The sequence below is a fragment of the Rahnella sp. P4_A8 genome, from assembly GCF_056402435.1.
In genome coordinates this window covers 65,030-91,393 of record NZ_JBFUHK010000017.1, presented here as the reverse complement: position 1 = coordinate 91,393, position 26,364 = coordinate 65,030, and the positions used below count along the sequence as shown (strand labels likewise).

The 26,364-nt window shown below is 50.3% G+C and carries 26 protein-coding genes; 13 read left to right on the top strand and 13 right to left on the bottom strand.

Features of this window, described 5'->3' with window-relative positions; genetic code table 11:
- Positions 1–314 (top strand): polyprenyl synthetase family protein (locus AC1DUO_RS11730; RefSeq protein WP_477987419.1); only part of this gene is annotated, 314 nt, incomplete at its 5' end.
- A gap of 53 nt (positions 315–367) precedes the next feature.
- Here AC1DUO_RS11730 and AC1DUO_RS11725 read toward each other — a convergent pair.
- Positions 368–727: a DNA-binding protein gene (locus tag AC1DUO_RS11725; protein ID WP_013573802.1), complete on the bottom strand. Its 360-nt coding sequence runs from the start codon at positions 725–727 to the stop codon at positions 368–370.
- Positions 728–1,386: 659 nt separating this feature from the next.
- On the opposite strand from AC1DUO_RS11725, the gene AC1DUO_RS11720 reads away from it, so the two are divergent.
- Positions 1,387–1,659, top strand: a complete 273-nt coding sequence (locus tag AC1DUO_RS11720) for a helix-turn-helix domain-containing protein (RefSeq protein WP_013573801.1) — start codon at positions 1,387–1,389, stop codon at positions 1,657–1,659.
- Positions 1,660–1,702: 43 nt separating this feature from the next.
- Here AC1DUO_RS11720 and mdh read toward each other — a convergent pair whose 3' ends face one another.
- Positions 1,703–2,641: a malate dehydrogenase gene (gene mdh / locus AC1DUO_RS11715; RefSeq protein WP_477987418.1), complete on the bottom strand. Its 939-nt coding sequence runs from the start codon at positions 2,639–2,641 to the stop codon at positions 1,703–1,705.
- A gap of 464 nt (positions 2,642–3,105) precedes the next feature.
- Between mdh and argR the strand changes: the two genes are divergently transcribed.
- The 3 genes from argR to yhcN (AC1DUO_RS11700) all read left to right on the top strand — a co-directional run bounded on the left by argR (position 3,106) and on the right by yhcN (AC1DUO_RS11700) (position 4,755).
- Complete coding sequence (gene argR / locus AC1DUO_RS11710; protein WP_477987417.1) at positions 3,106–3,576, top strand: transcriptional regulator ArgR; 471 nt, start codon at positions 3,106–3,108, stop codon at positions 3,574–3,576.
- A 450-nt stretch (positions 3,577–4,026) separates the two neighbouring features.
- Entirely contained in the window at positions 4,027–4,290 is a 264-nt protein-coding gene (yhcN, locus tag AC1DUO_RS11705) for a peroxide/acid stress response protein YhcN (protein WP_013573798.1), read from the top strand.
- Between the two features lie 201 nt (positions 4,291–4,491).
- Entirely contained in the window at positions 4,492–4,755 is a 264-nt protein-coding gene (gene yhcN / locus AC1DUO_RS11700) for a peroxide/acid stress response protein YhcN (protein WP_477987416.1), read from the top strand.
- Positions 4,756–5,053: 298 nt separating this feature from the next.
- Here yhcN (AC1DUO_RS11700) and mpl read toward each other — a convergent pair whose 3' ends face one another.
- A complete protein-coding gene (mpl, locus tag AC1DUO_RS11695; RefSeq protein WP_112152041.1) occupies positions 5,054–6,439 on the bottom strand; it encodes a UDP-N-acetylmuramate:L-alanyl-gamma-D-glutamyl-meso-diaminopimelate ligase in 1,386 nt (461 codons plus the stop codon).
- Between the two features lie 167 nt (positions 6,440–6,606).
- Here mpl and fbp point away from each other — a divergent pair, with 167 nt between their 5' ends.
- A complete protein-coding gene (gene fbp / locus AC1DUO_RS11690; protein WP_013573794.1) occupies positions 6,607–7,611 on the top strand; it encodes a class 1 fructose-bisphosphatase in 1,005 nt (334 codons plus the stop codon).
- A 123-nt stretch (positions 7,612–7,734) separates the two neighbouring features.
- Here the strand turns inward: fbp and AC1DUO_RS11685 are convergent, their stop codons facing one another.
- Positions 7,735–9,306: a methyl-accepting chemotaxis protein gene (locus tag AC1DUO_RS11685; RefSeq protein WP_013573793.1), complete on the bottom strand. Its 1,572-nt coding sequence runs from the start codon at positions 9,304–9,306 to the stop codon at positions 7,735–7,737.
- A 316-nt stretch (positions 9,307–9,622) separates the two neighbouring features.
- Between AC1DUO_RS11685 and ppa the strand changes: the two genes are divergently transcribed.
- Entirely contained in the window at positions 9,623–10,153 is a 531-nt protein-coding gene (gene ppa / locus AC1DUO_RS11680) for an inorganic diphosphatase (RefSeq protein ID WP_013573791.1), read from the top strand.
- 101 nt (positions 10,154–10,254) lie between these two features.
- On the opposite strand, the gene AC1DUO_RS11675 is transcribed toward ppa, so the two are convergent.
- The 3 genes from AC1DUO_RS11675 to tamA are packed head-to-tail and all read right to left on the bottom strand — an operon-like array spanning position 10,255 to position 16,131.
- Positions 10,255–10,608 (bottom strand): gamma-glutamylcyclotransferase family protein, encoded by a 354-nt coding sequence (locus AC1DUO_RS11675; RefSeq protein ID WP_013573790.1) that lies wholly within the window; start codon positions 10,606–10,608, stop codon positions 10,255–10,257.
- Positions 10,609–10,639: 31 nt separating this feature from the next.
- A complete protein-coding gene (tamB, locus tag AC1DUO_RS11670) occupies positions 10,640–14,455 on the bottom strand; it encodes an autotransporter assembly complex protein TamB (RefSeq protein WP_119261162.1) in 3,816 nt (1,271 codons plus the stop codon).
- On the bottom strand, positions 14,452–16,131 hold the full coding sequence (gene tamA / locus AC1DUO_RS11665) for an autotransporter assembly complex protein TamA (protein ID WP_222940672.1): 1,680 nt from the start codon (positions 16,129–16,131) through the stop codon (positions 14,452–14,454). The genes tamB and tamA overlap by 4 nt, the downstream gene beginning before the upstream one ends.
- Positions 16,132–16,460: 329 nt before the next feature.
- On the opposite strand from tamA, the gene msrA reads away from it, so the two are divergent.
- Both msrA and paeA read left to right on the top strand, forming a co-directional pair.
- A complete protein-coding gene (msrA, locus tag AC1DUO_RS11660; RefSeq protein ID WP_014411565.1) occupies positions 16,461–17,096 on the top strand; it encodes a peptide-methionine (S)-S-oxide reductase MsrA in 636 nt (211 codons plus the stop codon).
- Between the two features lie 228 nt (positions 17,097–17,324).
- Positions 17,325–18,674 (top strand): polyamine export protein PaeA, encoded by a 1,350-nt coding sequence (gene paeA, locus AC1DUO_RS11655; protein ID WP_477987410.1) that lies wholly within the window; start codon positions 17,325–17,327, stop codon positions 18,672–18,674.
- A gap of 113 nt (positions 18,675–18,787) precedes the next feature.
- On the opposite strand, the gene AC1DUO_RS11650 is transcribed toward paeA, so the two are convergent.
- Positions 18,788–18,994: a DUF1107 domain-containing protein gene (locus tag AC1DUO_RS11650; protein ID WP_013573785.1), complete on the bottom strand. Its 207-nt coding sequence runs from the start codon at positions 18,992–18,994 to the stop codon at positions 18,788–18,790.
- Between the two features lie 309 nt (positions 18,995–19,303).
- On the opposite strand from AC1DUO_RS11650, the gene AC1DUO_RS11645 reads away from it, so the two are divergent.
- Positions 19,304–19,861: a YtfJ family protein gene (locus tag AC1DUO_RS11645; protein ID WP_119261161.1), complete on the top strand. Its 558-nt coding sequence runs from the start codon at positions 19,304–19,306 to the stop codon at positions 19,859–19,861.
- A gap of 35 nt (positions 19,862–19,896) precedes the next feature.
- Here the strand turns inward: AC1DUO_RS11645 and cysQ are convergent, their stop codons facing one another.
- A complete protein-coding gene (gene cysQ / locus AC1DUO_RS11640) occupies positions 19,897–20,643 on the bottom strand; it encodes a 3'(2'),5'-bisphosphate nucleotidase CysQ (RefSeq protein ID WP_013573783.1) in 747 nt (248 codons plus the stop codon).
- Between the two features lie 198 nt (positions 20,644–20,841).
- Here cysQ and AC1DUO_RS11635 point away from each other — a divergent pair, with 198 nt between their 5' ends.
- Both AC1DUO_RS11635 and ytfE read left to right on the top strand, forming a co-directional pair.
- Entirely contained in the window at positions 20,842–22,791 is a 1,950-nt protein-coding gene (locus AC1DUO_RS11635; protein WP_477987407.1) for a bifunctional 2',3'-cyclic-nucleotide 2'-phosphodiesterase/3'-nucleotidase, read from the top strand.
- 123 nt (positions 22,792–22,914) lie between these two features.
- The gene (ytfE, locus tag AC1DUO_RS11630; RefSeq protein ID WP_013573781.1) at positions 22,915–23,580 is read left to right on the top strand and encodes an iron-sulfur cluster repair protein YtfE; all 666 of its coding nucleotides are present in this window, start codon (positions 22,915–22,917) and stop codon (positions 23,578–23,580) included.
- 65 nt (positions 23,581–23,645) lie between these two features.
- On the opposite strand, the gene fklB is transcribed toward ytfE, so the two are convergent.
- The gene (gene fklB, locus AC1DUO_RS11625) at positions 23,646–24,266 is read right to left on the bottom strand and encodes an FKBP-type peptidyl-prolyl cis-trans isomerase (protein WP_037034256.1); all 621 of its coding nucleotides are present in this window, start codon (positions 24,264–24,266) and stop codon (positions 23,646–23,648) included.
- Between the two features lie 255 nt (positions 24,267–24,521).
- Here fklB and AC1DUO_RS11620 point away from each other — a divergent pair, with 255 nt between their 5' ends.
- A complete protein-coding gene (locus AC1DUO_RS11620) occupies positions 24,522–25,232 on the top strand; it encodes a LysM-like peptidoglycan-binding domain-containing protein (RefSeq protein ID WP_013573779.1) in 711 nt (236 codons plus the stop codon).
- 87 nt (positions 25,233–25,319) lie between these two features.
- On the opposite strand, the gene rplI is transcribed toward AC1DUO_RS11620, so the two are convergent.
- The 3 genes from rplI to priB are packed head-to-tail and all read right to left on the bottom strand — an operon-like array spanning position 25,320 to position 26,361.
- Positions 25,320–25,772: a 50S ribosomal protein L9 gene (gene rplI, locus AC1DUO_RS11615; protein ID WP_013573778.1), complete on the bottom strand. Its 453-nt coding sequence runs from the start codon at positions 25,770–25,772 to the stop codon at positions 25,320–25,322.
- A 39-nt stretch (positions 25,773–25,811) separates the two neighbouring features.
- Positions 25,812–26,039: a 30S ribosomal protein S18 gene (gene rpsR, locus AC1DUO_RS11610; protein WP_002210155.1), complete on the bottom strand. Its 228-nt coding sequence runs from the start codon at positions 26,037–26,039 to the stop codon at positions 25,812–25,814.
- Between the two features lie 4 nt (positions 26,040–26,043).
- On the bottom strand, positions 26,044–26,361 hold the full coding sequence (gene priB / locus AC1DUO_RS11605) for a primosomal replication protein N (protein ID WP_013573777.1): 318 nt from the start codon (positions 26,359–26,361) through the stop codon (positions 26,044–26,046).
- Positions 26,362–26,364 lie beyond the last annotated feature (3 nt).

Sequence of the window (26,364 nt, the reverse complement as noted above, 5' to 3'; positions counted from 1 at the left end):
GCGAAACGCTGGGCAAAAACACTGGCGATGACCTTGATGAAGGAAAACCGACGTTGCCCCTTCTGCATGCGATGCAGCACGGTGATGCCGAACAATCCGCTATGATCCGCAAAGCTATCGAAGAGGGTAACGGGCGCCATTTATTGGAACCCGTGCTGGCAGCAATGCATCAGTGGGGCTCTCTGGCTTACACCCGCCAGCGTGCTGAAGAAGAAGCTGATAAAGCCATCCAGGCGCTTCAGGTGCTCCCGGAGTCCGAATATCGCTCTGCGCTTGAAGGCCTCGCGCATATGTCTGTAAAACGCGATTTCTGATATTTGCCTGTCGTACCTGCCAGAATAAAGCAGGCGCGACAGGCATTATTGCGCTAGTTTTTTTCAGGCTCACGTAATCTGTTGAGCAACTCAGATATCCCTTCCCTCACAATGAATGAGATCATCGTTTCACGTTCAGGTTCTCTCAGTTGCTTATAACTTTCGATCCAGATCGCCAGTGGGTCCTGATGTGACGTATACACATATTCAGCAGAACGCTCATTCATCGATAAACTGGCGGCGGCATTACCGGGCAAGCTGTCGATGTGATATTCCACTGCACGTCCCTGAACGCCCAGCCTGCGGCGTTTAATCCAGCACAATCTGCGAGCCATCCCATGCACACCTTGGGTTGACGTCGGCAGTCCTTCTTTTCCGGTCAGTTCCTTTGCTGCAAACCACTCTTTTTTCATAACATTCCTTGTTTCTTATTAAGTAAGTAAGAAAGATCGTTGTTATACATCCATGAGGGTAATGCTGATATTTTCTGGTAATGAGCGTTTATATAAAAGGTGGTATTAACATAAGTCATTTAGAAAAACACCTATTTGACAGAAAGAAGATATTCAATTTTTTGGAGTGAGTCTATAGATGTATGTAAATGCTTCCATGAATTATGTTTATCAACAGCCGGGTGAACTGATTAAATTTTTTTTCGGAAAGCAGTTTAAATAAAATCTTAAACTAAAATAAGAGGAAAATTAAAAAAAGCAAATTACAACAAGTAGATAGCCATCTAAAAAAGCAAGAAAAACCGCCTTAAATCATAATTTAAATAACTAAAATTCAATTGGTTAATTAACCCTATCAATGTATTTGTTCAAAAAAACACATGCCAGTTACGTTTTCACTTTAAAAAAATACAATAATAAAATTATAAACTGACACAAATCACAAAAAGCAAAAGGAATTTACTTGTTTGTCTAAATCAAAATAAGAATGTATTTTCTAAATAAGTAAAATAATGGATTTTAGGAAACATTGATATGGTTTATATGAGTAGTATGAGCAATTTTTAAAAGTATGTTTAATAGCGTATTTATTGAAAATCATTTTTCAGAAGGAAGAGATCATGATGACAAGGAATGAAGACTGGCACCAGGCTGATATTATTGCAGCACTGAGAAAGAAGGGCACCACACTCGCAGCAGTATCACGATCAGCAGGCCTGAGCTCTTCGACACTTTCAAATGCATTATCACGGCCATGGCCAAAAGGAGAATTGCTTATCGCAGGCGCTTTGGGTATCCATCCCTCACTGATCTGGCCTAGCCGGTATTTTGATCCCAAAACGTTGCAAATCATTGAACGCCGTTGCCGCCCGACCAATGAAACACCGCGTTAAGAAAAACAAAAGCCGCCCGTTAACCGGCGGCTTTGTTCAATGTTCACTTATTAATAAACTGCTCACCAAGCTCGATATCTTTGCGAAGAATATCCAGCATCGAATCCAGCGATTGCTGCTCAAAAGCACTGAGCTGACCGATATCGATAAGCTCTGCAATGCCATGTTTACCTAGCAGAACCGGTTGTGCGAAAAATCGCGCATAATCGCCTTTACCTTCAACATAGGCACATTCCACAACATTCTCTTCACCCTGCATCGCCCGCATCAATGAAAGCCCGAAGCGTGCTGCAGCCTGCCCCATTGAAAGCGTGGCAGAACCGCCACCGGCTTTGGCCTCTACCACTTCCGTTCCGGCATTCTGAATGCGCTGAGTCAGTGCAACAATTTCGCTTTCAGTGAAAGAGACACCTGGGATCTGAGACAATAAAGGCAGAATCGTCACACCAGAGTGCCCGCCGATAACTGGCACTTCGATATCTTCAGGTTGCTTACCCTTCAGCTCAGCGACAAAAGTATTGGAGCGGATTGCGTCCAGAGTCGTTACGCCAAACAGTTTATTTTTGTCGTAGACGCCCGCATTTTTCAATACTTCAGCCGCAATCGCGACCRTGGTATTTACCGGGTTAGTGATAATACCAATGCAGGCTTTCGGGCAGGTACTGGCAACTTGCTGGATCAGATTCCGCACGATCCCGGCATTCACATTAAACAGGTCTGAACGATCCATGCCGGGTTTACGTGCCACCCCCGCAGAAATCAGGACGATGTCAGCCCCTTCCAGAGCCGGTTTAGCATCTTCACCACAGAAACCTTTAATTTTGACCGCGGTAGGGATATGGCTGAGATCGACGGCGACACCCGGAGTGACCGGTGCGATATCATATAATGAGAGTTCGGAACCGGAAGGTAGCTGGGTCTTGAGCAGAAGCGCGAGGGCCTGACCGATACCACCCGCAGCACCTAGAACTGCAACTTTCATCCTATACTCCTTTTTTATCATTAACTTATAAGTGTCGTGTAATTAATTGGTGTGACCTTAATCACTTACGCTGTTAAAAACAATCGCTCACCTGCAGAGAATCTGAGGTTGGTCGTTTAGAAAGTAAAAAAACATCTCTAAGATGACCTTTTTCCGCTTTTAGTGACTTTTTATCGGAAAGCTTCATCATTAAAAATAGCACCACAAAATAGGCCAGGTTAATAAATGGTTAAATTCGGTCCAATGTGAGAGCTGAATCGAGATCATCACATTAAATCCCTTGTGCAACACAGTTCACCCGCAATGCACAATTTTGGCATATTCATTAAATTGAGCTTAAAACAGCGGCACTTACATTCCTTGTTCCAAGCTTAATTCATGATTTTTGCAATTAACCTCTGTTGCATAAAAATTCAATTATCTGCATAATCAGCCCCACTATGATTCAGAGACCAGGGTGCAAAATGCGTAATCCTGCTAAACAGGAAGATTTGATCAAAGCCTTCAAGGCACTGTTGAAKGAAGAGAAATTCAGCTCTCAGGGCGAAATCGTTGTCGCACTTCAGGATGATGGTTTCGAAAATATCAATCAGTCAAAAGTCTCACGGATGCTGACAAAATTTGGTGCTGTCAGAACTCGTAATGCGAAGATGGAAATGGTGTACTGCCTGCCCGCTGAAATTGGCGTGCCGACAACCACCAGTCCTCTGAAGAATCTTGTGCTGGATATCGACCATAACGATGCCGTTGTGGTGATCCGAACCAGCCCGGGAGCCGCACAACTGATCGCGCGTTTACTCGATTCCCTGGGTAAATCCGAAGGGATCCTCGGAACAATTGCCGGTGATGATACGATCTTCACGACACCGGCCCGCGGATTTAGCGTCAAACAGTTGCACGATGCGATCCTCAGTTTGTTCGAGCAGGAGCTCTAGGGCTGCAACATTTTGCACCTCCTGTCGCTTTCATTCTGTGCCTGAGGTCAGAAGATTACCTTCTCTGACCTCATTCAATGCTATTCCCTTCCTTTATTGCTGCCTTCCGTTTCTCAAAAAAACCGCAAACGCACCGCCTTTCTGTTAAATCTCGCTACAACCTACGAAATTCCGTCACACAAATATTTCCAGGGTATGATTCACCGCAAGAATAAGCACAAATAGTCAAATTCACTCACTCCATTGATTTTACTAAAAATTAACACGAAACGAACGTTTTTCATCCACTTTTTATGCCTTTTTGTTATTAAAAACAAAGATAGTTGACATATAACAACCCAAATAACTATTAGCGAGCTATTAATTTATGGCGTGACTAGATGTATACTCATTTCCGTGGTGTGAAGCACCAGTTGTTGGAAACATAATAAAATCGACGAGGTCAAAATCATGAAAGTTAAAACTACCATCGCAACATTAAGCATTCTCTCTGCATTGTCATTTGGCGTTTTTGCAGCACAACCTGTTACACAAGAACAAGCCGCAACAATGCAGCCTACAGGGATGATCAGCGTCAGCGGCGTAGCCGGTGCACCATCAGATATCCGTCAGGCACTGTCAGATAAAGCCGATGCCAAAGGTGCTAAAGCATTCCGTGTTATCGAAGTTCGTGAAGAAGGTAACTACCACGCGACCGCAGAAATTTACCAATAATTTCGGGTAAACGAAGCGAAGGGGCCTGAATGACTCAGGCCCGCGCTATGCGCACTAAGAAGGATTTGTCACTGCACCATCTACGTTCCCGCACGCTTTATGCGCTCCAGAACACGATATTACAGTCCTGATAAATCCAAATCTCAATCGACGTTGCTCTCTGATGAAAAGCACCAACGTCTGTGAATTCAGGAAACCATCATGAAAATTATTACCACTATTGCCGCACTTAGCCTGTTGTCTGTTGTTTCTTTTGGTGCCTCTGCCGCACAGCTTGTGACAAACCAGCAGGCAGAAAATCGGCAACCGATGGGCATGGTCAGCGTTAGCGGCGTCAACGGCGTGCCAATGGATATCCGCCAGCAGCTGTCTGATAAAGCTGAGAGCAAGGGCGCAAAATCTTTCCGTGTGATCGAAGCCCATAACGACGGTGCTTATCACGCGACAGCAGAAATCTATCAATAACATTCCTGAGTAAGTCACTGATATAAAACCGCTGTTTGATTATTTCATAAATTAGCGTTACCGGGTTTCAACAGCCACAGACCAGCGAAAATAAGCGCTGTTGAGGCTGGGAAGAGCGTTGACACTGCCACTGCCCGACTCTCTTGCTAACGATACCCTCGTCGTCCTGTCCGACGACACCCTTTGGCCCTCAAAATTTCGGGGGCTTTTTTTTGCCTGAGAAAACCTTAACACGGCGGATCACAGGCATAAAAAAAGCACAGCAACTGCTGTGCTTATTCACTATAAAAATATGATTTTACTGATCTTGTGACGCTTTCGCTTTTGCAGCCAGGGCCGTAAGCAGTTTTCCATGTATACCACCAAAACCGCCATTGCTCATCACCAGAATATGATCGCCAGGCTGCGAGGCCTTAACGACCATATCGACCAGTGAATCGACGTCTGCACTCCAGTGAGCAGGCTGAATACAGTGTTCAGCCACTTCGGCCACCTGCCAGGGAATATGCTGCGGCTGTAAAAGGAAAACTTCATCAGCACGTCCCAGGGAAGGTGCCAGTTCATTTTTACTCATGCCCATTTTCATGGTGTTTGAACGGGGTTCCAGCACGGCCAGAATACGTGCAGTTCCGCCGACTTTGCTGCGCAATGCAGAAAGCGTTGCCAGAATAGCCGTCGGATGGTGAGCAAAATCGTCGTACACGCTGACATCATTTTCTACGCCGCGCAATTCGAGACGGCGACGGGCATTAATGAAATCGCCCAATGCCTTACAGGCATCTTCCGGCTTCACGCCCACATGGCGTGCCGCAGCAATCGCCATCAGGCCGTTATGCATGTTGTGCTCGCCAACCAGATTCCACTTCACCTGCCCGACCGCTTCGCCGTGCAAATAAACCTCGAAAGTACTGGAATCTGGCGTCAGTTTCTTAGCATCCCACACACAATTTTCGGCATCACCGACAAATTCCTGCTCACTCCAGCACCCCATCGCCATCACTTGTTTCAGCGGTGTGTCGTGCTCCGGCAGAATGATTTTTCCCTTGCCCGGCACCAGACGCACCAGATGGTGGAATTGTTTCTGAATCGCTTTCAGATCATCAAAGATGTCAGCGTGATCGAATTCGAGATTGTTGAGGATYAGCGTACGCGGGCTGTAATGAACAAACTTGGAACGCTTATCGAAGAACGCACAGTCGTATTCATCAGCTTCCAGCACGATAAACGGGCTGTTGCCCAGACGCGCAGATACCTCGAAATTGCCCGGCACGCCACCAATGACGTAGCCCGGTTCATAACCGCAGGCTTCGAGGATCCACGTTACCATGCCGGCAGTGGTGGTTTTACCGTGCGTCCCCGCAACGGCAATAACCCAGCGCTCTGGCAGAACATGATCATGTAACCATTGCGGACCTGAGACATAAGGGATCCCAAGCTCCAGCACCGCTTCGACACAAGGATTACCGCGCGTCATCGCGTTGCCGATGATCACCAGATCCGGCTGAGGATCTAACTGGGCAGGATCGTACCCCTGGATCAGGTCGATCCCCTGATTTTCCAGCAGCGTACTCATCGGTGGATAAACGTTGTCGTCCGAACCGGTTACCTGATGCCCCTGTGCACGAGCCAGCATCGCCAGCCCGCCCATAAACGTGCCGCAAATCCCAAGAATATGAATGCGCATATATTTTCCATTAATGCCTTTAAGTCAGCCGCTATTCTACCGCTCAGAATCCTCCAGAAGAAATGGATTTGCCTATGATTCGTCCATATATTTGGGCTAAACTGCTCACGCTCTTGTGAAATTTTTATTAACGTACCGTTATCTATCCTCGATTCAGGGAAAGTGTCATGAAAACGTTAGGCGAATTTATTGTTGAGAAGCAGCAAGATTTTCCACATGCAACTGGTGAACTGACAGCGTTACTTTCAGCAATTAAACTCGGCGCTAAAATCATTCACCGTGATATCAACAAAGCGGGTCTGGTCGACATTCTGGGTACCAGTGGTGCAGAGAATGTGCAGGGTGAAGTGCAGATGAAACTTGATCTGTACGCAAATGAAAAATTAAAAGCCGCGATGAAGGCGCGTGGTGAGATTGCCGGTATCGCGTCAGAAGAAGAAGATGAGATTGTCATTTTCGAAGGTGAACGCGCTGAAAATGCAAAATACGTCATTTTGATGGATCCGCTGGATGGTTCTTCAAACATCGACGTTAACGTTTCTGTCGGGACAATTTTCTCGATTTACCGCCGTACGACTCCGCTGGGTCAGCCGGTGACGGAAGCTGACTTCCTGCAACCGGGAAACCGCCAGGTCGCCGCAGGTTATGTGGTATATGGTTCTTCCACCATGTTGGTTTACACCACCGGCGCAGGCGTTCATGCCTTTACCTACGATCCTTCACTTGGTGTTTTCTGCCTCTCTCACGAAAAAGTCTGTTTCCCTAAAAAGGGCAACATGTACTCGATCAACGAAGGCAACTACATTAAATTCCCGCTTGGCGTTAAAAAATACATCAAGTATTGCCAGGAACAGGATGAAGCGACGCAACGCCCTTACACCTCACGCTACATCGGCTCGCTGGTGGCAGATTTCCACCGCAACCTGCTGAAAGGTGGCATTTATATTTATCCAAGCACCGCCAGCCATCCGAACGGAAAACTGCGTCTGCTGTATGAATGCAACCCGATGGCTTTCCTGGCCGAGCAGGCTGGCGGTAAAGCCAGTGACGGTAAAAACCGTATCCTGGATATCATCCCGCAGAAACTGCATGAACGTGCACCATTCTTTGTGGGCAACAGTTCAATGGTGGAAGACGCGGAGCGCTTCATTGCCCAGTTCCCTGATGAATAACTGAAATACGCATCAAAAAATCATCAAAGAATGAATGTGATACCTGTGTAGCTTTGCATTGACCCAAACATAAAAAGGTGGCTTAAAAGCCACCTTTTTTATTGTTTACCGCTCAGGATTTTTTCAGAAATGATCGGCTCGATTGAGTTTAAACACCGCCATGCTTTTTGCCAGTAACTGCGCCTGCTCTTCCAGTGAACGTGTGGCCGCTGTCGCCTGTTCCACCAGTGCGGCGTTTTGCTGCGCTACCTGATCCATCTGCGTAATCGCCACGTTCACCTGTTCGATGCCGTGCGTTTGTTCGGTCGTCGCGATGGAAATCTCACGCATCAGGCTGGTCACTCGAGTCACTTCGCTGGAGATTTCCAGCATGGTGTTTGCGGCAGATCTCACCATATCCGAACCTTCAGAAACCCGGCTTTCAGAATCCACAATCAGCTCTTTAATCTCTTTAGCCGATTGCGCACTGCGTTGCGCCAGGCTTCGCACTTCACCCGCCACCACCGCAAAACCACGACCCTGCTCGCCGGCACGTGCGGCTTCGACTGCCGCATTCAGCGCCAGAATATTGGTCTGGAAGGCAATGCCGTCGATGACCGTAATAATGTCGCCGATACGTTTTGAGCTATCGGTGATGCCCTGCATTTTATCCATTACCTGATGGACGACTTCGCTGCCTTTGTTGGCAATGACTGACACGCTTTGCGCCAGTTGATTGGCCTGGTCAGAGTTCGCGGCATTCATGCGCACGGTTGAGGTCAGTTGCTCCATGCTCGCGGCAGTTTCTTCCAGCGATGCAGCGGATTCTTCGGTGCGCTGCGCCAGATGGACGTTACCGGCAGCCAGTTCGCGGGAACCGACATCGATCTGATTCCCGGCATCGCGTACGCGTCCGACAGAAAGCGCCAGCGAATCCTGCATTTGCTTCATCGCTTTCAGTAAACGCCCCATTTCGTTATTACGGGAATCATCAATTTCATGGGTCAGATCGCCTTGGGCGATGTATTCCAGTTGCGCAATGGAGAATGTCAGCGGATGCATGATGATCTTCTGCAAGGCGAACCATGCCAGCACCGCGATAATCAGCGCAATGATGAAGCTGGTGGCAATCACCGTCAGTTGGATACGTGCATTGGCGCGGGCCTGTTCAATGCGGTTGTTGGTATTATCTACGGCATAGGCACGGAAATCCGCCAGCGCTTTATCATAAGCATTGCTGTAAGGCGTGATTTTGTTTTCCAGCACATCGTAATAACCGTCTGCACTTTGCGCCTGAATTGCTGCCAGCAGCGGCACTAAGCCGTTAGCTTTATAGGCATCGTAGGTTTTCTTTACTGCGTCGGATAAATCTCTGCCCTGCTGAGTGTCATCCTGGATGCTGATAAATTTCGCCAGATCGGTATCGGCTTGTTTGATATAACCGCTAATGCGGTCCGCTGTATTTTTCGCATCATCCATCATGCCAATTTCCAGCTGACGTACCGCCACGCCGCTGGCGACACGCGTGCGCAACGAGAAACTGTAGCTGTCGGCCAGTGAACCAAGTTCATCGCCCTGAAGCTGGTTAATTTTTTGCAGTGATGTCGCACTTTGCCGGATGGCATTCGCCCCCAGTACGCTCACCAGCAAGAGAATTAACGTCATAAATACCAGCAGGCCAATCAGACCGGCTTTTACGCTCAACTTATTCAACATACGGTGTTATCCAGCCATTCAGGTGAAAAGGAGATACTTCAGATGGGTAGGGATCAGGTTAATCCTGATTTTTTGTTTGAATATTGTTATCGGCAATCGCTCGAATATCTTGATAAGAAAAGCAAAAACAGGCAGTTACGCGGAAAAGTATCGGATCAGTAAATTTTACTGCCAATACGGAAGATTTAGCCGAGGTTCAACAGCAGGTCATGCCGGAAAATGCGCGCAGACGATTCGACGAAAAGGGCGGGAAATCGCGGGAGAGTTGGCTATAATGTGCGGCACTCTATTCCTGGTTCAATGAAGGAAACCAACAATGAGCTTACTGAATGTCCCGGCGGGCAAAGAACTGCCAGAAGATATCTACGTAGTGATCGAAATTCCTGCAAACGCAGATCCAATCAAGTACGAAGTGGATAAAGATACCGGCGCGCTGTTTGTAGACCGCTTCATGTCTACTGCGATGTTCTATCCGTGCAACTACGGTTACATCAACCACACGCTGTCTCTGGATGGCGACCCGGTTGACGTTCTGGTTCCAACTCCGTACCCGCTGCAACCAGGTTCTGTGATCCGCTGCCGCCCTGTCGGTATGCTGAAAATGACCGACGAAGCCGGTGAAGATGCGAAACTGGTTGCCGTTCCGCACACCAAACTGAGCAAAGAATACGATCACATCAAAGATGTGAACGACCTGCCAGAACTGCTGCGCGGCCAGATCACCCACTTCTTCGAGCAATACAAAGCGCTGGAAAAAGGCAAATGGGTAAAAGTTGACGGTTGGGCTGATGCTGCTGCTGCAAAAGCTGAAATCGTGACCTCTTTCGAACGTGCTAAAAACAAATAAGTTTTCTGCCGTTTGAACAAAAAAACACCGCCAGATGGCGGTGTTTTTTTATGTATTAAGCGTTGTCAGACAACGATTATTTTCCGACGACCTTGCTCAGATTACTCACTTACTGCTTCGTTACGCTTAACCCAGTCACCACCCTCAATTCTCGGCACACCATCCAGTGAACGAATATAGAGGTAAATCCAGGCGCTGCCATAAGGTGTCGAAATCAGCTCACGACGATAATCTTTCGTATTACTTTTCAGCTCATCTAACTCAGCCATGATGGACGAGTTAATGCGGTAAACTTCGCAATAGACTTTGCCTTCCCCTGGTATAACAGCAGGATAGTGACCCAGATTATACAGGGCGTAACCTTCCAGCTCATGATCACCCAACCATTGAGCATTCGTCATCCAATGACTGTTGCCTTGCTTGCGTCGTAAGCTACCGTAAACAATTATTCGCATGTTTATATTCGTATAGTAAAAGTCACATGAATTAAAACTCAAACTGATAGAGCAAATCCAATGCCTGATCGATGCCCGATACAGCCTGCAGGTAAAGCTTGGGCATCAACCGGTAGCGCAGAGTGAGCGTTGCCAGCGAGTCGAATATCCCGACGCCATATTTCACCTGTAAACCCGGTAAAACATAACCACTGACCACGACCTGGGAGCTGTCTCCCACGCCCTGAGTATCCAGCGCCAGATTGCTGACACCGAATGCCTCGCCGATTTTACCCACAAGTTTACCACTTTGTGCAACCCCTAACCCGATAAGAGCGGAAGTCATTGCGCCACTGTCACCGCCGGAGTTGTCTAATCCTTGCCCGCGAAGCAGGTAGGACAAGGCTTCCTGCTGTGACATCGCCGGATCTGAGAATATCTCAAGTTTAGGCGCATCGGCCTCACCGGTAACTCTCAAACCAGCAACCACATCGTTTTCTGTCGCGTCCGGGTTACGGATCGCTTCCAGATTCAGTAGCGGCTGGTCCGCCGGGCCGGAGAACAGCAACTGGCCTTTACGTACAATCAGATCTTGCCCGTAAGCATGGAAGCGCCCGGACGGAATATTAATTTGCCCGTTCAGCCCCAGGCCGCGGCTGTCCTGTGCCACTTTCAGCGCACCTTCCAGCCGGGCTTTCAGACCGAAGGCATCGAGACGAACATCTTTACCAATGTTCACCATCAGATTGCTGTTGATCGGAATAGAGGCAGAAGCCGGTGCGATAGGCTGACGCTGGTCGTTGAGCATTACTTCATCCGACGACACGCCCACTGCACTTTCCGGCAATTCCTGCACCGTAATGCGCGCCCACGGAATATCAACGGTTCCGTTAAGCGAGAACAACTGCGGCGTGGCATCAAACACTAAATCCGGTGAAACGTCCAGACGTACCATCGGTGGCACGGAAACCCGCACTTTGTTGCCTCTCGCCGCGATGCGGGCGCGCCAGGCATTAATTTCACTCCAGTCGGCGTTACCGTTCAGCTCAAGCTGACCCTGCGCGGTTTTGATCACCCCTTCCATGATGGATGACATACCGTTGAAATTAATGCCGATATTGGCATCGGTGATATCAAACGGCATAAATTGCGCGTCGAAATCAACACCGGTCAGCGCAAGCCTGCCAAACACCAGCGGTTTCTGTGCGTTACCGCCGAGGCGCAGATTGGCATTCAAAATACCCGAGGCTTTTTCGCCGTCCATCAGCGCGGGTTGCAGCAAGGCCATCGAGATACGGGCAATATTCACATTACCGCTGAGGTTACGTTTTCCCTGCGGATCGGCAATCTGGATGCTGCCGTCAAGCTGACCGTTGTGGGTGATTTTAATCAGCCAGTCGAGACTGGCACGACCGTTGTTCAGCCCGGCGTTCAGATTCAGCGTATCAAACGCCACCGGCAGCGGGCTGCCCTGCACCAGTTGCTGAACTTTGACGCCTTTACCTACCAGTGAAACACTGGCCTGCGGCAGTCCGCCTTCCGCTTTCCAGCTCACATCGGCTTTCCCACTGAACACGCCGCTCAGCTGTGTGTCATCGGTCAGGAAAGGTTTGATCATCGCCAGGTCAAAGCGGTTGAGCACCACGCTCGCCTGCCCGCTGGCACCGGCATCAATCGTTTTCGGTACACACAAATCAGCATTCGGATTTTGCCAGCAATGCGGGCCAACGGTGATCCGTTGCTCTTTATTAAAGTAATCCAGTGCAATCGAACGGTTCAGTCGCCATTGCCCGACTGGCGTATCAAACAAGGTATTGGTGATGTCGCCTTTCCATTCCTCGGTGGCACGGTCAAAACTGCCGCTCAGCGCCAGACGGCCGGAAACCGGTTTGCCATCGACTTTCAACGTCAGTTCATGCTTTTTCTCGTTACCTTTGGCCTCGAGATTAATGTCAGTGATATCCAGCGCATCCTGTTTAAGCTGCTGAACGCGTACACTAAAATTGCCCTGGATCTGATCGGTAGAGCTGACGTCGCCTTTAATATCCACGCGGCGCACCGTCAGCGCCTGCCATTTAAGGCCCGTCGCTGTTATATCCGCCAGCAGCTTCGGTGCCTTGAGATCACCGCGCAGTTGCAGCATTCCTTTCACTACGCCGCCCAGCCCCGGCAATGCACCGTCAAGATGTGGGGCATCGACTTTAGCGTCGAGATTCCAGGTATCAGCGAGCGTCCCCTTCACATCCAGATTATTGCGCCCCAGTTCAAGATGCAGTTGCGGGATATCCCACTGGCCATAACTGTTGCCGCGCACATTACCCTGCGCTGTGACCGCGTTTTGCTTCACGTTACCGGTCAGATCCAGCACCGGCACCTGAATCTGCCATGTGCCGCCATACAGGCTGCCGCGCGTGGTGATCTTGCCCTGCAATTTCGCCGGCCAGTCAGGATACTGTTTAGCGGTATTAATGCCGGTCAGCTTCAGTTCACTGTTCCAGCTGATGGCTTTACTCCAGTCCACCACGCCGGTCAGGTCGGTATTGCCTTCCAGCGCGGCAAGGCGCAGCAGGCTCAGTTTGAACTGCTCCACGTTGCCTTTACCGTCAAGGGTCAGCGTCGCAGGCGGTATCTGCTCGCCTTTGAAATCTGAACGCAGTGACAGCGCGTAATCGGTCGCTTTACCACTCACGTTAAATTTGAAGCCTTTCACCTGATACTGCGGCGTGCCGGTCAGCGGCCATTGCAGCGCATCGCTGGTAAGTTGCAGATCCAACGGCAAACCGGCTTCCGCCAGCTGAGTTTGCAAGGCCAGCTGAGCACGCACCGGGCCGGAAAGATTGAGGCCAACATCCAGCTTATCGCGCAGCCCGCCCGCGACTTTCAGTTTGATCTTCTCCCCTTTCAGCGGATCGATATTCACGGCGGTATTGAGGGTCATATCGACCGGCCAGTTCTGGTTGAGCGTCGCCTGCCCCATACCATCCACGGAACCCTGTGGCGAGCGCACCATCAGTTTATCCAGTTTTACAATCTGATTTTGCGTACTGGCTTTCAGCTCGAAACGGGTGATCAGCACATCGGTATCGCCGGTGAGACGCAGGTTTTCGGCGAGAATTTGCTGAATATCCAGATCAACCGGCAGACGGAAATCCGGTAACTCAGGCAGCAGCGGTTTAGCAAACAACTCCTGCAATGTTTCACCCAGCGGCTTCTCCGGCACGACCACCGGCGGTTGTGCCGGTTTGCCCGTCGCTTTTTCGACGGCTTTGTCCTGCGCGGCCTGCACCACGTCCGGTAACGGGCTGACCGGCGTTTTCGGCAGCGCAATCAGTAATCCGCCGATACGCGTTGGCATCAGCTGAATTGCGCGGCCTTCCCAGTGCGCCCCTGTGCGGAATGACGCCAGCGAAATAGCCCGGTCATCCAGCGTAATATTGATGTTATCCAGCGTCAGCAAACGCAGCGTGATCGGATACGGCGTGCTGAGATTGGTTAGCGGCTCGCTGTTTTCCGGCTCAGGTTGCGCGGCGGCTGGCGTCATTTCTTTGGTATTGACCACCACATTCACGTCTTTCACCCGCAACGCATTGACGCAAAGCGCGCTGTTTTTCAGGCAGGAGAAATCGAGGGAAAGGTGAAACTCCCCGGCTTTAACGTCCACACCCGGCATTTCGTAATGCACGCCTTTCAGTGTCAGGTCGCGCCATCCGCCTTCGGTACTGGCTATGTTCAGGCCCGGTACGAACCGGTTGGCACCGTTGATCATCAGGTGCAAACCGGTTTGTGTGCCGACCAGAAAGGCCACCAGGCTGATTAACAGCACCAGGAAAATCAGGAATCCCAGGCAGATTTTTTTAAATAAACTCATAATTCCGGACCCAAACCGATGTAAAACTGCAATCCATGCTCATCTTTGTCGCCAACCGGAGCGGCAACATCTAATTTCACCGGGCCGATCGGTGAAGCCCAGCGCACACCCACACCCGCGCCGGTTTTAAAATCGTTTTGTGTAATGTCATTAACCGCTTCACCGGAATCGACAAACACGGCGCCCCACCATTTTCCGGTCACGTTGTACTGGTATTCCACCGAACCGGTGCCCAGATAGGACGCACCAGTCAGCTTGCCTTCGTCATCACGTGGAGAAATGGATTTGTATTTGTAACCACGGATACTGCGGTCACCACCGGCGAAGAAGCGCAAGGATGGCGGCACACGTTCGAAGTCATTGGTTTCAATCCACCCCAGATTGCCGCGGAACACAAAACGGTGCTTGTCAGCCAGGGTGCGGATCCAGACGTTTTGCGCCTGAATCACAGCGAAATCGACATCAGAACCCCAGCTAGTATCGGACACATCAAGAGAGTAGCGCTGAGAATCGCCCCAGGTTGGCATCAGACCGCCGCGCTGACGCGTACGGTTGAGACTCACACCCGGATAAATCAGCATGGTGGTGTTGGTCACACTGCCCTGTGTAAAGTGATCAAGGCTCCAGCGCAGATTGACCGCATGTTGCCAGCCGCTCGAGAGATCCCAATAACGCGCCAGATTGACGGTGGTGGAATCTGAATTGGTATCGTTCAGGTCTTCACGTTTGAAACCGCCCTGCACCAGGTAATATTGCTCCAGCGGGGATTTCAGCAGCGGAATTTTATAACTGAGATCTAAAGACTGCTCCGGGCCGGAGAGCGTGGTTGAGGTTTCAAAACTCTGGCCACGATCGTTAACCCATGGTTTCTTCCAGTTGGCCGTCACCCGCGGGCCAATGTCCGTGGAATAACCGATACCGGTTTCGATGGTATTCTCGGTGCGCGGCGACACCACGGCATTCAGCGGCAGGGTTTTCGTGGCTTTGGCATCCGTGAAATCCGGGGACACGACAACAGAGTTAAACCAGCCGGTAGCAGACAGGCGGCGGTTAAGCTCAGCCAGTTGCGCCGTGGTGTAGTAATCACCCTGATGAAATGGCACCAGATTTTGCAGATATTCATCACGGATCTGCGATCCCTGATAATGCACATCACCGAAGCGGTAACGCTCGCCGCTGTCAAACTGAATGTCCCAGAACGCTTTGTGCTCGTCTTCGATGACGCCCAGTTGGCTTTTACGCATCGTGGCGTCAAAATAACCTTTGCGCAGGGCAATGCCGGTCAGTGAGCTTTTGAAATTGTCGTACGTCCCGTGGTTTAAAATCGTCCCTACCGCAGGCACATCACGCTGTTTGAGCTGTTCGAATTCATTATCTTTGTCTGCCTGCCCTTCAATCACGACACTCGTGCCAGCGATTTTCACCGGTATCCCTGGTGTCACTTTGGCAATCAACACCGGACGCCCGGGCGGCGGTGTTTCGCGGTAATCAAAATCGATGGTCGGCGAATAATACCCCAGCGGCCTTAAACCCTGTTCAATGGCAGCACTGACGCGGGCACGGAACCGTCCGTTAGCCCCGACTTCATCGCTTTGAATGGCTGATAAACGGACGCGGACGTTCCTTTCTAAATCGCCATCCAGGCCTTCCAGTTGCAAACGCACCTTCGCTGCCATGGAAAGTGAGGGGGCCAGCAGTACAAATAACAAACCCAGTTCACGATATCGTGGCACACGCACTCCTGCTAAATTTTACTGTCCTGTTAAAATATCAGATGCCCGCCGGAGATTATCTGCCCATCTTTGGCAGATTCATCTTTTTAAAGTCTGATGAAAGCATTTTAGTGCTAATCCCCTGAAAATGTTCAACGACGAAGCAACGTCCTTCGTATTGTGTGCAAAGACGCAATCAGATACAACTAACACTGACCTGTTGGTCGTTGTTATTCGTACAAACCTTTTGTGACAAACCTCGTTCACTAAAGCAACAACTGGAGTTTTCTGTGGTGCAACTTTCCGATAAAACGCAGTCTGTCACGCAGGCAGAAGCGTTACCTGGCCGTACAACCCCGATGCCGGTGGCAACCCTTCATGCAGTAAGTGGCCACTCAATGACGCATGTTCCTGACAACATGGAAGTCGCGATTTTTGCGATGGGCTGCTTCTGGGGCGTAGAGCGTTTGTTCTGGCAACAGGAAGGGGTTTACAGTACGGCAGCCGGTTATAGCGGCGGTTTCACTCCCAACCCGACCTACCGTGAAGTGTGTACCGGCCAGACCGGTCATGCGGAAGTCGTGCGCGTAGTCTTTGACCCGGCGATTATCAGCTACACAAAACTGTTGCAGATTTTCTGGGAAAATCACGACCCGGCGCAGGGTATGCGTCAGGGTGGCGATATTGGCACGCAATATCGCTCCGCGCTGTATGTGCTGAGCGCAGAACAACAGGATCAGGCGCTGGCAAGTCTGGCGAGTTTCCAGCAGGCGATGGACGAAGCGAACGATAAGCGCACTATTACCACGGAAATCACCGAAGCACTGCCGTTCTATTATGCGGAAGATGAACATCAGCAATATCTGTTCAAAAACCCGGAAGGTTACTGCGGATTAGGCGGCATAGGCGTCTGTCTGCCGCCGCAATAATGCGGGATTTTTAAGCGCTGGCGGCAGTCTCAGTGCTGCTGCTATACTATGCGGGTCACAAAAGTGGCCCTTGAAAACTATTTCTGGCAATTATCTTTGTTTTTCATCCTTAACGCTTTTTTCTTCTGAACAGCTTTTTAATGTTTTTTTAAAAAGGGTGTTCTTTAAGCAACAAAAATAATGAGTGCCTTTCTCTGCCGGTTAATTCCGGTGTTAAACGGATAGATTATGTTAAACAGTATTTTACTGATTCTCTTATTAATCGCGATCAGTGCCTTTTTCTCGCTGTCAGAGATATCGCTGGCCGCTTCCCGCAAAATAAAACTCAAACAGTTGGCAGACGAAGGAAACGTCAATGCCTCCCGTGTCATGAAGTTACAGGAAACCCCTGGCCTGTTCTTTACCGTGGTGCAGATTGGCCTCAATGCCGTCGCCATCCTCGGTGGTATCGTGGGTGATGCCGCATTTTCCCCGGCTTTCCGGACCTTTTTTATCCGCTTTATGTCGCCTGAAATGGCGGATCAAATCAGCTTTATCTTTTCGTTCGTGCTGGTCACCAGCCTGTTCATTCTGTTTGCTGACCTGACACCGAAGCGCATCGGTATGATTTCACCTGAGTCGGTTGCCGTCCGTATAGTCAACCCGATGCGTTTCTGTCTGATGATTTGCCGCCCGATGGTGTGGTTCTTCAACGGTATGGCGAACATGATTTTCCGTCTGTTCAAGCTGCCCATGGTGCGTAACGACGACATCACTTCCGACGATATTTATGCCGTCTTTGAAGCCGGTGCGCTGGCGGGCGTACTGCGTAAGCAGGAACATGAACTGATTGAAAATGTGTTCGAGCTGGAATCCCGTACCGTTCCGTCGTCAATGACCTCGCGTGAAAGCGTGATTTATTTTGACCTGCGTGAAAGCGAAGAAAGTATTAAAGAGAAAATCGCCACTCACCCGCATTCCAAATTTCTGGTGTGTGACGGTCATATTGATCAGGTCGTCGGTTATGTTGATTCGAAAGATTTACTGAACCGTGTGCTGGGTAATCAGAGCTTAATGTTGAGCAGCGGTGTGCAAATCCGCAATGCGCTGATTGTGCCGGATACGCTGACGCTTTCCGAAGCACTGGAAAGCTTCAAAGCGGCAGGCGAAGACTTTGCCGTGATCCTCAACGAATATGCGCTGGTGGTGGGTATTATCACGCTTAACGACGTGATGACCACGCTGATGGGGGATCTGGTGGGTCAGGGTATGGAAGAACAGATTGTGGCACGTGATGAGCATTCATGGCTGGTTGAAGGCGGTACGCCAATCGAAGACGTGATGCGCGTGCTGCATATCGAAGAATTCCCGCAATCCGGTAACTATGAAACCATCGGCGGCTTCATGATGTTCATGCTGCGCAAGATCCCTAAGCGTACGGATTTTGTGAAATTCTCCGGCTTCAAATTTGAAGTGGTCGATATSGACAGCTATAAGATTGATCAGTTGCTGGTGACGCGTATTGTCGACCAGCCTGCTGCACCGCTGCTGCCAAAAACGCCGCAGGAAATTAAAGACGACAAGAAAGCGCAGGGGTAAGGCGCTTTTTCAAGCGTGGAAAATTCAAACGCCAGAAACACTAACGGCTCCTTCAAGGAGCCGTTTCTTTTTGCGCACGCTGCTATAAAGCAGTGACAACACGCAGGGCACACTTAGCCCATTTCTGCCTGCAAATGCGTAACCTGACGGTTAACTTCAGACATCACGCTAAAGTGGCGCTTATCGCGTACCTTTGGCAACAGGATCTTGCCTTGGTCGAATTCAAAAGCGCCGACGTCCTTGATATACAAACGTCCACGAAACAGTGTCTTAACGTACTTTGCGACTTTCATCGGATTGTAACGCTGGAATATTCTCATTTTTCTATTGTTCTCCGTTAAATCACTGCAGGTACCGGCCACGTCGCAAGGCGACAGATACCGGGACAGAAAAGTGTTTTGCAGTGAAGAGACCTATAACATAGCAGGGCACTCAGGTATTGCCAGTGGATTTAACTGCTTTTACATTGATTTTCAGTATTGTCTTAAACCCTGACATTCAAACACAGTATAACCCTGCTTTATGTGGCAATTTTGTAATCAGCAACACAAATTTAACATACCAACAGGACAGACCACTTAGGGCGTCCTATGATTGGCGTGACTGTTCTTTTGCGCCCCGGAGAATCTATGCTTTTAAGAAGTCTTTTTGTGATCACTTTTATGACATTTTCGCTTTTTGCATCTGCCCACAACTTTACCGTCGGCCAGCGTCTGGCACCGGTCGGGGTGGATGATAAAGGCGAACTGAATGACGTTAAGGATGCATTCAGTTACAGCAAATGGAACAGCGCAAAACTTCCTGGAAAAGTGCGTATTGTGCAGCACATGGCGGGAAGAAGCAGCGCCAAGGCCCTGAACGAACCGCTAATTACGGCGATCAGAGCCGCGAATTTGCCCCATGACCGTTATCAGACCACGACTATCGTCAATACCGACGACGCTATTATCGGTACCGGCATGTTCGTGCGTAAAAGCATAGAAAGCGGCAAACGTGAATTCCCGTGGTCGCAGGTAATTGTCGACAGCAACGGTGCGGTGAAAAAGGCATGGGACCTGCAACCGGAAAGTTCAGCAGTGGTGGTTCTGGATAAACACGGGGTAATTAAATTCGCCAAAGACGGGCAGTTGTCACCGCAGGAAGTCCAGCAGGTGATTACGCTGGTGGATCGGCTGGTAAAAGAATAAAACGTAAAAACCCCGGCGTAAACCGGGGTGTCATATCAGAATAAAGACACTCTGAAGCCCGGATTCAGGAACGATTCGCGTGGCACGTAGTTCAGCGTCTGCCCTTTCCAGTCATGTACCTGCGCACCGGCAGCCAGCGCGACAGCATGACCGGCACCGGTATCCCAGATATTGGTCGGTCCGAAGCGCGGATAAAGTTGTGCCGCACCTTCCGCCACCAGACAGAATTTCAGCGACGAGCCGATCGCTACCGTCTGATGTTCGCCCAGTTGCGCCAGGTAATCCTGCAATTCAGGGTCATTACTGAAGTGTGAACGACTGACGACCACCAGCGGCGGATGCGCTTCTTTCACTGCAATCTGCTGACGTTCGCCCTGCTCTTCTTTCCAGGCTTTGCCTTCTGCGGCGCTGTACATCACCTTGGTCACCGGCACGTACACCACGCCTAACACCGGGATACCGTCTTCGATCAGTGCAATATTAACGGTGAATTCACCGTTACGTTTCAGGAATTCTTTGGTACCGTCCAGCGGATCAACCAGCCAGTAACGCGTCCAGTTCTGACGCTCGCTCCAGCTTTGCGGGTCTTCTTCCGACAGCATCGGCGTTTGCGGATCCAGCGTTTGCAGGCCGGCTTTAATCACGTTGTGCGCTGCAATATCTGCTGCGGTGACCGGCGAATCGTCTTTTTTATGGCGCGCATCAAGCGGTTGTTCACCGTCATACACCGCCATGATCGCGTCACCCGCATCGCGCGCTAACTGACAAATTTGCTCTAACATCGTTTACCTCAGTGCTTTGATTCTCATTTCTCAAGCCTAGTTTTTTTTGCCGCGAATAGCCATCCCGTAATGTGAACACGCCATAAAGCTGTTACATCTCACATTTATCCATGACAACTGATTACATTCTCAGCAAATTTTGAGATACATATCCGGTTTTCTCTTACGGGCATCATCCCTTTCTCTGGAGGCAAGGCAATGAATAAACGTCATCTGACGTTATCCCTGCTGGCGGTACTGACGGCAGCATCCGTTCAGGCGTCACAGGTGGATCTGCGCATTATGGAAACCACGGACCTGCACAGCAACATGATGGACTTCGATTACTACAAAGATAAACCGACCGATAAATTTGGACTGGTGCGCACCGCGAGCCTGATCCATGCGGCACGGAACGAAGTCACCAACTCAGTATTAGTCGATAACGGCGACATCATACAGGGCAGCCCGCTGGGCGATTACATGGCGGCGAAAGGCCTGAAACAGGGCGACGTCCATCCTGTTTATCTGGCGATGAATACACTCGATTATGCGGTCGGTAATCTCGGTAATCACGAATTTAACTACGGTCTGGATTATCTGAAAAAAGCGCTGGCCGGGGCGAAGTTTCCTTACGTAAATGCCAACGTCATTGATGATAAAACCGGTAAGCCGCTGTTCACACCATTCCTGATCACCGATAACGCGGTAAAAGACCGGGAAGGTAAAACCCATAATCTCCGCATCGGCTATATCGGTTTCGTGCCGCCGCAAATCATGGTCTGGGACAAAGCTAATCTGCAAGGCAAAGTCACTGTGGCGGATATCACCGAAACCGCTAAAAAGTGGATCCCCGAAATGCGTAAGCAAGGTGCCGACATCATTGTCGCCATCCCGCACTCTGGTCTTTCCGGCGACCCATACAAAACCATGGCAGAAAACTCGGTGTATTACCTGAGCCAGGTGAAAGGCATCGACGCCATTATGTTCGGCCATGCGCACGCGGTTTTCCCGAGTGAGGAATTCGCCAGCATCAAAGGCGCGGACATCAGACAAGGCACGCTGAATGGTGTTCCTGCCGTGATGCCCGGCATGTGGGGCGACCATCTTGGTGTCGTGGATATGGTGCTGAACAACGACAGTGGCAGTTGGAAAGTCGAAACGGCTAAAGCTGAAGCGCGCCCGATCTACGATAAAGAGCAGAAGAAATCTCTGGCGGCGGAAGATCAGAGTCTGGTGAAAGTGCTCGCCCCTTCTCATGACGCAACACGTAAATTTGTCAGCAAGCCAATCGGCAAATCCACCGACAACATGTACAGCTATCTGGCACTGGTTCAGGACGACCCGACGGTACAAATCGTCAATAATGCGCAGAAAGCCTATACCGAACATTTCATTCAGGGCGACCCGGATTTAGCCGATCTGCCGGTACTTTCTGCTGCTGCACCTTTTAAAGTCGGCGGACGTAAAAACGATCCGGCCAGTTTCGTGGAAGTGGAAAAAGGCGAGCTGACTTTCCGCAATGCGGCAGATTTGTATCTGTATCCGAATACACTGGTGGTGATGAAAGTCACCGGACAGGAAGTCAAAGACTGGCTGGAATGTTCTGCCGGACAGTTTAATCAAATCGATATTCACAGCACCAAACCACAACCGCTGATCAACTGKGATGGCTTCCGTACTTATAATTTTGACGTTATCGACGGCGTGAAATATGAAGTTGATGTCAGCCAGCCGGCAAAATTCGATGGTGAATGCGCACTGATTAATAAAGATGCAGAACGCATTAAAAACCTGACCTACAACGGTAAGCCGATAGACCTGAAAGCCACCTTCCTGGTCGCCACGAATAATTACCGGGCTTACGGCGGAAAATTCGCGGGCACCGGCGATAAACACATTGCTTTCGCGTCACCGGATGAAAACCGTTCCGTGGTTGCGGCGTACATCAGTGCCGAAACCAAAAAAGCAGGCGCGGTCACGCCAACGGCGGACAACAACTGGAAGCTGGCGAAAATTGCAGCACCGCAACCGCTGGATATCCGTTTCGAAACGTCTCCTGGCGACAAAGCGGCGGCCTTTATTCAGTCTCACGCGCAATACCCGATGACGGCCAAAGGCACCGACGCCATAGGTTTTCAGATTTATCAGGTCGATTTGCAAAAATAATGCCCTGTCAAACGCCCCGCCTGGGGCGTTTTTTCTTTCTGTACTTCCTTTGAGCTATAGTCGCGCCTTAAACATGTATTTATAATACATGTTATAAATTCTTTCATTTAACGAGGCTTCATCATGGACTATCGCGACCAACCCCTTGGCGCTCTGGCTGTTGCCATTCCGCGCGCTACCCGTCTGTTCCGTCAGTACGATCTCGATTTCTGCTGTGGCGGTAAACAAACCCTGCTGCGCGCCGTCACCAAAAAAGAGCTGGATATTGATCTCATCGAACAGCAGATTGCTGAAATTGCCCGGCTGCCGGATACCTCCACTGACTGGAAAACCGCACCGCTGGCGCAAATTATCGATTTTATTATTCCTCGCTACCATGACCGCCACCGTCAGGAGCTGCCTGAACTGGTTCTGATGGCAGAGAAAGTGGAACGGGTACATGGTGACAAATTGCCTTGCCCCCATGGTCTGGCGGTTCAGCTGCAACTGATTCTGGAAGAACTGACCAGCCACATGATGAAAGAAGAACAGATCCTGTTCCCGATGATCCGCGGCGGAATGGGCCGTCAGGCTGCCGGTCCGATTTCAGTCATGGAACGTGAGCACGATGATGCGGGACAGATTCTTGAAGAGATTAAACGTCTGACCAATAACGTGACGCCGCCGGAAGGGGCGTGTGTGACCTGGCGGGCGCTGTACGCCGGGATCAACGAATTCATCACCGACCTGATGGAGCATATCCATCTGGAAAACAACCTGTTGTTCCCGCGCGCGCTGCGTGGCGAATAATTCAGGTTTCAGAGGTAAAAAAGGGCGCATATGCGCCCTTTCTTGTTTCTGCTATCCGGAAGGAATTACAGAATTTCCAACAGCTCAACTTCGAAGATCAGCGCGCTGTATGGAGGGATGGAAGCCCCCGCGCCACGTTCGCCGTAAGCCAGGTTATGCGGGATATACAGCTCCCACTTAGAACCGACAGGCATCAGGGTCAGTGCTTCGATCCAGCCCGCGATCACGCCATTGACCGGGAATTCAGCCGGCTCGCCACGCTGTACGGAGCTGTCAAACACGGTACCGTCGATCAGTTTACCGGTGTAATGAACACGTACGCGATCCTGACGGCCCGGAATGGTGCCTTCGCCCTGGGTGATGACAGAGAATTGCAGACCAGACTCGGTGCTGCTCACGCCTTCGCGCTGTGCATTTGCAGCCAGGAATTCCTGACCCTGAACAGCCAGAGCTTCCTGGCGTTCACGACGAACAGCATCAGCACGTTCGTGGACTTCACGCAGTGCGCGGTGAACCACATCAACAGGAACGGCTGGCGTATTCCCTTCCAGCGCGTCGCGTAAGCCTGCCAGCAGTGCGTCAGGCTCTAAACCCTGCAAACCTGATTCCTGCAACTGTTGACCGACCTGCAGGCCGATACCGTAACTTGCCTGCGCTTCTACGCTGTCAAATGAAGGGGTAGTCATGAAATTTCCTTAGCTCTTAAAAATGTCGAACGCGCAGCATAGCAGCGCAAGGCTTTTGGGTAAAATTCTCTGTGAGGCAACATGACGGCAGGCGCAGTTCCTTTCCCTTTTCGGTAAATTTTTCGCATTTGACGCCATTCACGACATCGTTCGGGTGATATTTGTGCTTTGTCCCTTTCCGCATCAAGCAGTTAAACAGCTATACTAGGCAGCAACAGGCAGTCGACATTACGACAGTTAACAAGAGAGGTCGTCATGGGCAGAATCCCGCCCAGGAGAAGGAAAGCCATCCGTATTTATCAACCCATGTTGAGATCCTGGATTGCCATTATGAAAAGGCCGATGCGAGACACCACAGCACCGCAGAGTGAAAGCGAGAGTGAAATCACTTCTGCAGAAACGGAAACCGGTACTTCCGCCGCCGCCCGGGGCAAAACGCTGCTGAGCAAAATCTGGCACATGAGCGACGATTTCCACTGGTTGTCGCCCCTGCCGTATGCGCACCGCCGCGGCATTATTCTGGCTGTGCTGGTCATCCTGCTGGCATTACTGTGGCCCTATACGCCAGAAAACACCTATGCGCCGTCGCAACCGCAACAACCGGCAAGTATCCCGATGCAGGCCGATTTGCGTAACGATCAGGGCCGCACAACGCAAATGGCGCAGCCTGAGCCTGTTCAGCCGCAGAGTAATGACAACAGCGGCACGTGGCGCAGTTATCAGGTGCAGTCGGGTCAGACGCTGGCGCAGTTGTTCCGCGATAATAATATGGCAGTAAATGACGTATTTTCGATGGCACGGGTAGAAGGGGCGGACAAACCGCTGAGTACCCTGAAAACCGGGCAGGAAGTGAAGATACAGCGTGATGCGCAGGGGATGGTCATGGCCCTGCAAGTGACAACGGATCAAAATGTTACCGTGACGTTTACCCGTCAGCCGGACGGCAGTTTCCAGCGCGGTAACTGATCGGCTTCTTATCTTTGCATTGTTCATCATGCAGAAAAGCAAAACGCCGGCACATGGCCGGCGTTTCACAGGTTAACTTCAGCGCTATTACGCTTCAGCAACCACAACTACGTTCAGTTTAGCGAATACGTCGCTGTGTACCTGGAACTCAACTTCGTGTTCACCAGTGGTACGCAGAACGCCATTCGGCAAACGAACTTCGCTTTTAGCAACTTCAACGCCAGCAGCAGTTACTGCATCAGCAATATCGCGAGTACCGATAGAGCCGAACAGTTTGCCTTCGTCGCCTGATTTAGACGCGATGGTTACTGAACCCAGTTCGTTGATTTTAGTTGCGCGAGCTTCAGCAGCGTTCAGAACGTCAGCCAGTTTGGCTTCCAGTTCTGCACGACGTGCTTCGAAGAACTCAACGTTTTTCTTGGTAGCAGGAACAGCTTTGCCCTGTGGTACCAGGAAGTTACGAGCGTAGCCCGCTTTAACGTTAACTTGATCACCCAGGCTGCCCAGGTTTGCTACTTTATCAAGCAGAATAACTTGCATTACTTTATCCTCTCAAAGTCGTTAATAGACAGTGGCCGATTACTGATGACGATCAGTGTATGGCAACAATGAAAGGTAGCGAGCGCGCTTGATGCAACGAGCGAGCTGACGCTGGTATTTTGCACGAGTACCGGTAATACGGCTCGGGACAATTTTACCGCTTTCGGTAATGTAGTTTTTCAGTGTAGCGATGTCTTTGTAATCAATCTCTACAACGCCTTCCGCGGTGAAACGGCAGAACTTGCGACGACGGAAATAACGTGCCATTAGGCTAGTCTCCAGAATCTATCAAATCAATCTGCTCGGCATGTAACACCACTTTATTCAGACCATTGCGCCCTTGATGGCAGCTAATGAATCCGGTCACAGTGAGTTGCGTGCCGACCGTTATACTGTGAGTTAATGCTTGTGACGCTTGTCCACTGACAACCACGGGCATTCTGCACCATGCTTGTCGGTTAAATCCGGCTTCCTGCTGCGACGATTTGTGCTCTAGCACAAACTGGCAGTGTGGAATGCCCGAAGGACTGACTTTACGAATGGGGGTCTTGCACACAGTGCCCGACAACACCAGACGATTCGCCGTCACGGC

Bases quoted from the DNA above. Each gene is read 5' to 3' on its own strand.
- tamB (WP_119261162.1), bottom strand. From the start codon at position 14,455: ATGAGTTTATTTAAAAAAATCTGCCTGGGATTCCTGATTTTCCTGGTG.
- AC1DUO_RS11685 (WP_013573793.1), bottom strand. From the start codon at position 9,306: ATGTTGAATAAGTTGAGCGTAAAAGCCGGTCTGATTGGCCTGCTGGTA.
- cysQ (WP_013573783.1), bottom strand. From the start codon at position 20,643: ATGTTAGAGCAAATTTGTCAGTTAGCGCGCGATGCGGGTGACGCGATC.
- yhcN (WP_013573798.1), top strand. From the start codon at position 4,027: ATGAAAGTTAAAACTACCATCGCAACATTAAGCATTCTCTCTGCATTG.
- fbp (WP_013573794.1), top strand. From the start codon at position 6,607: ATGAAAACGTTAGGCGAATTTATTGTTGAGAAGCAGCAAGATTTTCCA.
- AC1DUO_RS11720 (WP_013573801.1), top strand. From the start codon at position 1,387: ATGATGACAAGGAATGAAGACTGGCACCAGGCTGATATTATTGCAGCA.
- yhcN (WP_477987416.1), top strand. From the start codon at position 4,492: ATGAAAATTATTACCACTATTGCCGCACTTAGCCTGTTGTCTGTTGTT.
- rplI (WP_013573778.1), bottom strand. From the start codon at position 25,772: ATGCAAGTTATTCTGCTTGATAAAGTAGCAAACCTGGGCAGCCTGGGT.
- ppa (WP_013573791.1), top strand. From the start codon at position 9,623: ATGAGCTTACTGAATGTCCCGGCGGGCAAAGAACTGCCAGAAGATATC.
- AC1DUO_RS11645 (WP_119261161.1), top strand. From the start codon at position 19,304: ATGCTTTTAAGAAGTCTTTTTGTGATCACTTTTATGACATTTTCGCTT.
- tamA (WP_222940672.1), bottom strand. From the start codon at position 16,131: ATGGCAGCGAAGGTGCGTTTGCAACTGGAAGGCCTGGATGGCGATTTA.
- rpsR (WP_002210155.1), bottom strand. From the start codon at position 26,039: ATGGCACGTTATTTCCGTCGTCGCAAGTTCTGCCGTTTCACCGCGGAA.
- AC1DUO_RS11650 (WP_013573785.1), bottom strand. From the start codon at position 18,994: ATGAGAATATTCCAGCGTTACAATCCGATGAAAGTCGCAAAGTACGTT.
- AC1DUO_RS11620 (WP_013573779.1), top strand. From the start codon at position 24,522: ATGGGCAGAATCCCGCCCAGGAGAAGGAAAGCCATCCGTATTTATCAA.
- fklB (WP_037034256.1), bottom strand. From the start codon at position 24,266: ATGACTACCCCTTCATTTGACAGCGTAGAAGCGCAGGCAAGTTACGGT.
- AC1DUO_RS11675 (WP_013573790.1), bottom strand. From the start codon at position 10,608: ATGCGAATAATTGTTTACGGTAGCTTACGACGCAAGCAAGGCAACAGT.
- ytfE (WP_013573781.1), top strand. From the start codon at position 22,915: ATGGACTATCGCGACCAACCCCTTGGCGCTCTGGCTGTTGCCATTCCG.
- AC1DUO_RS11725 (WP_013573802.1), bottom strand. From the start codon at position 727: ATGAAAAAAGAGTGGTTTGCAGCAAAGGAACTGACCGGAAAAGAAGGA.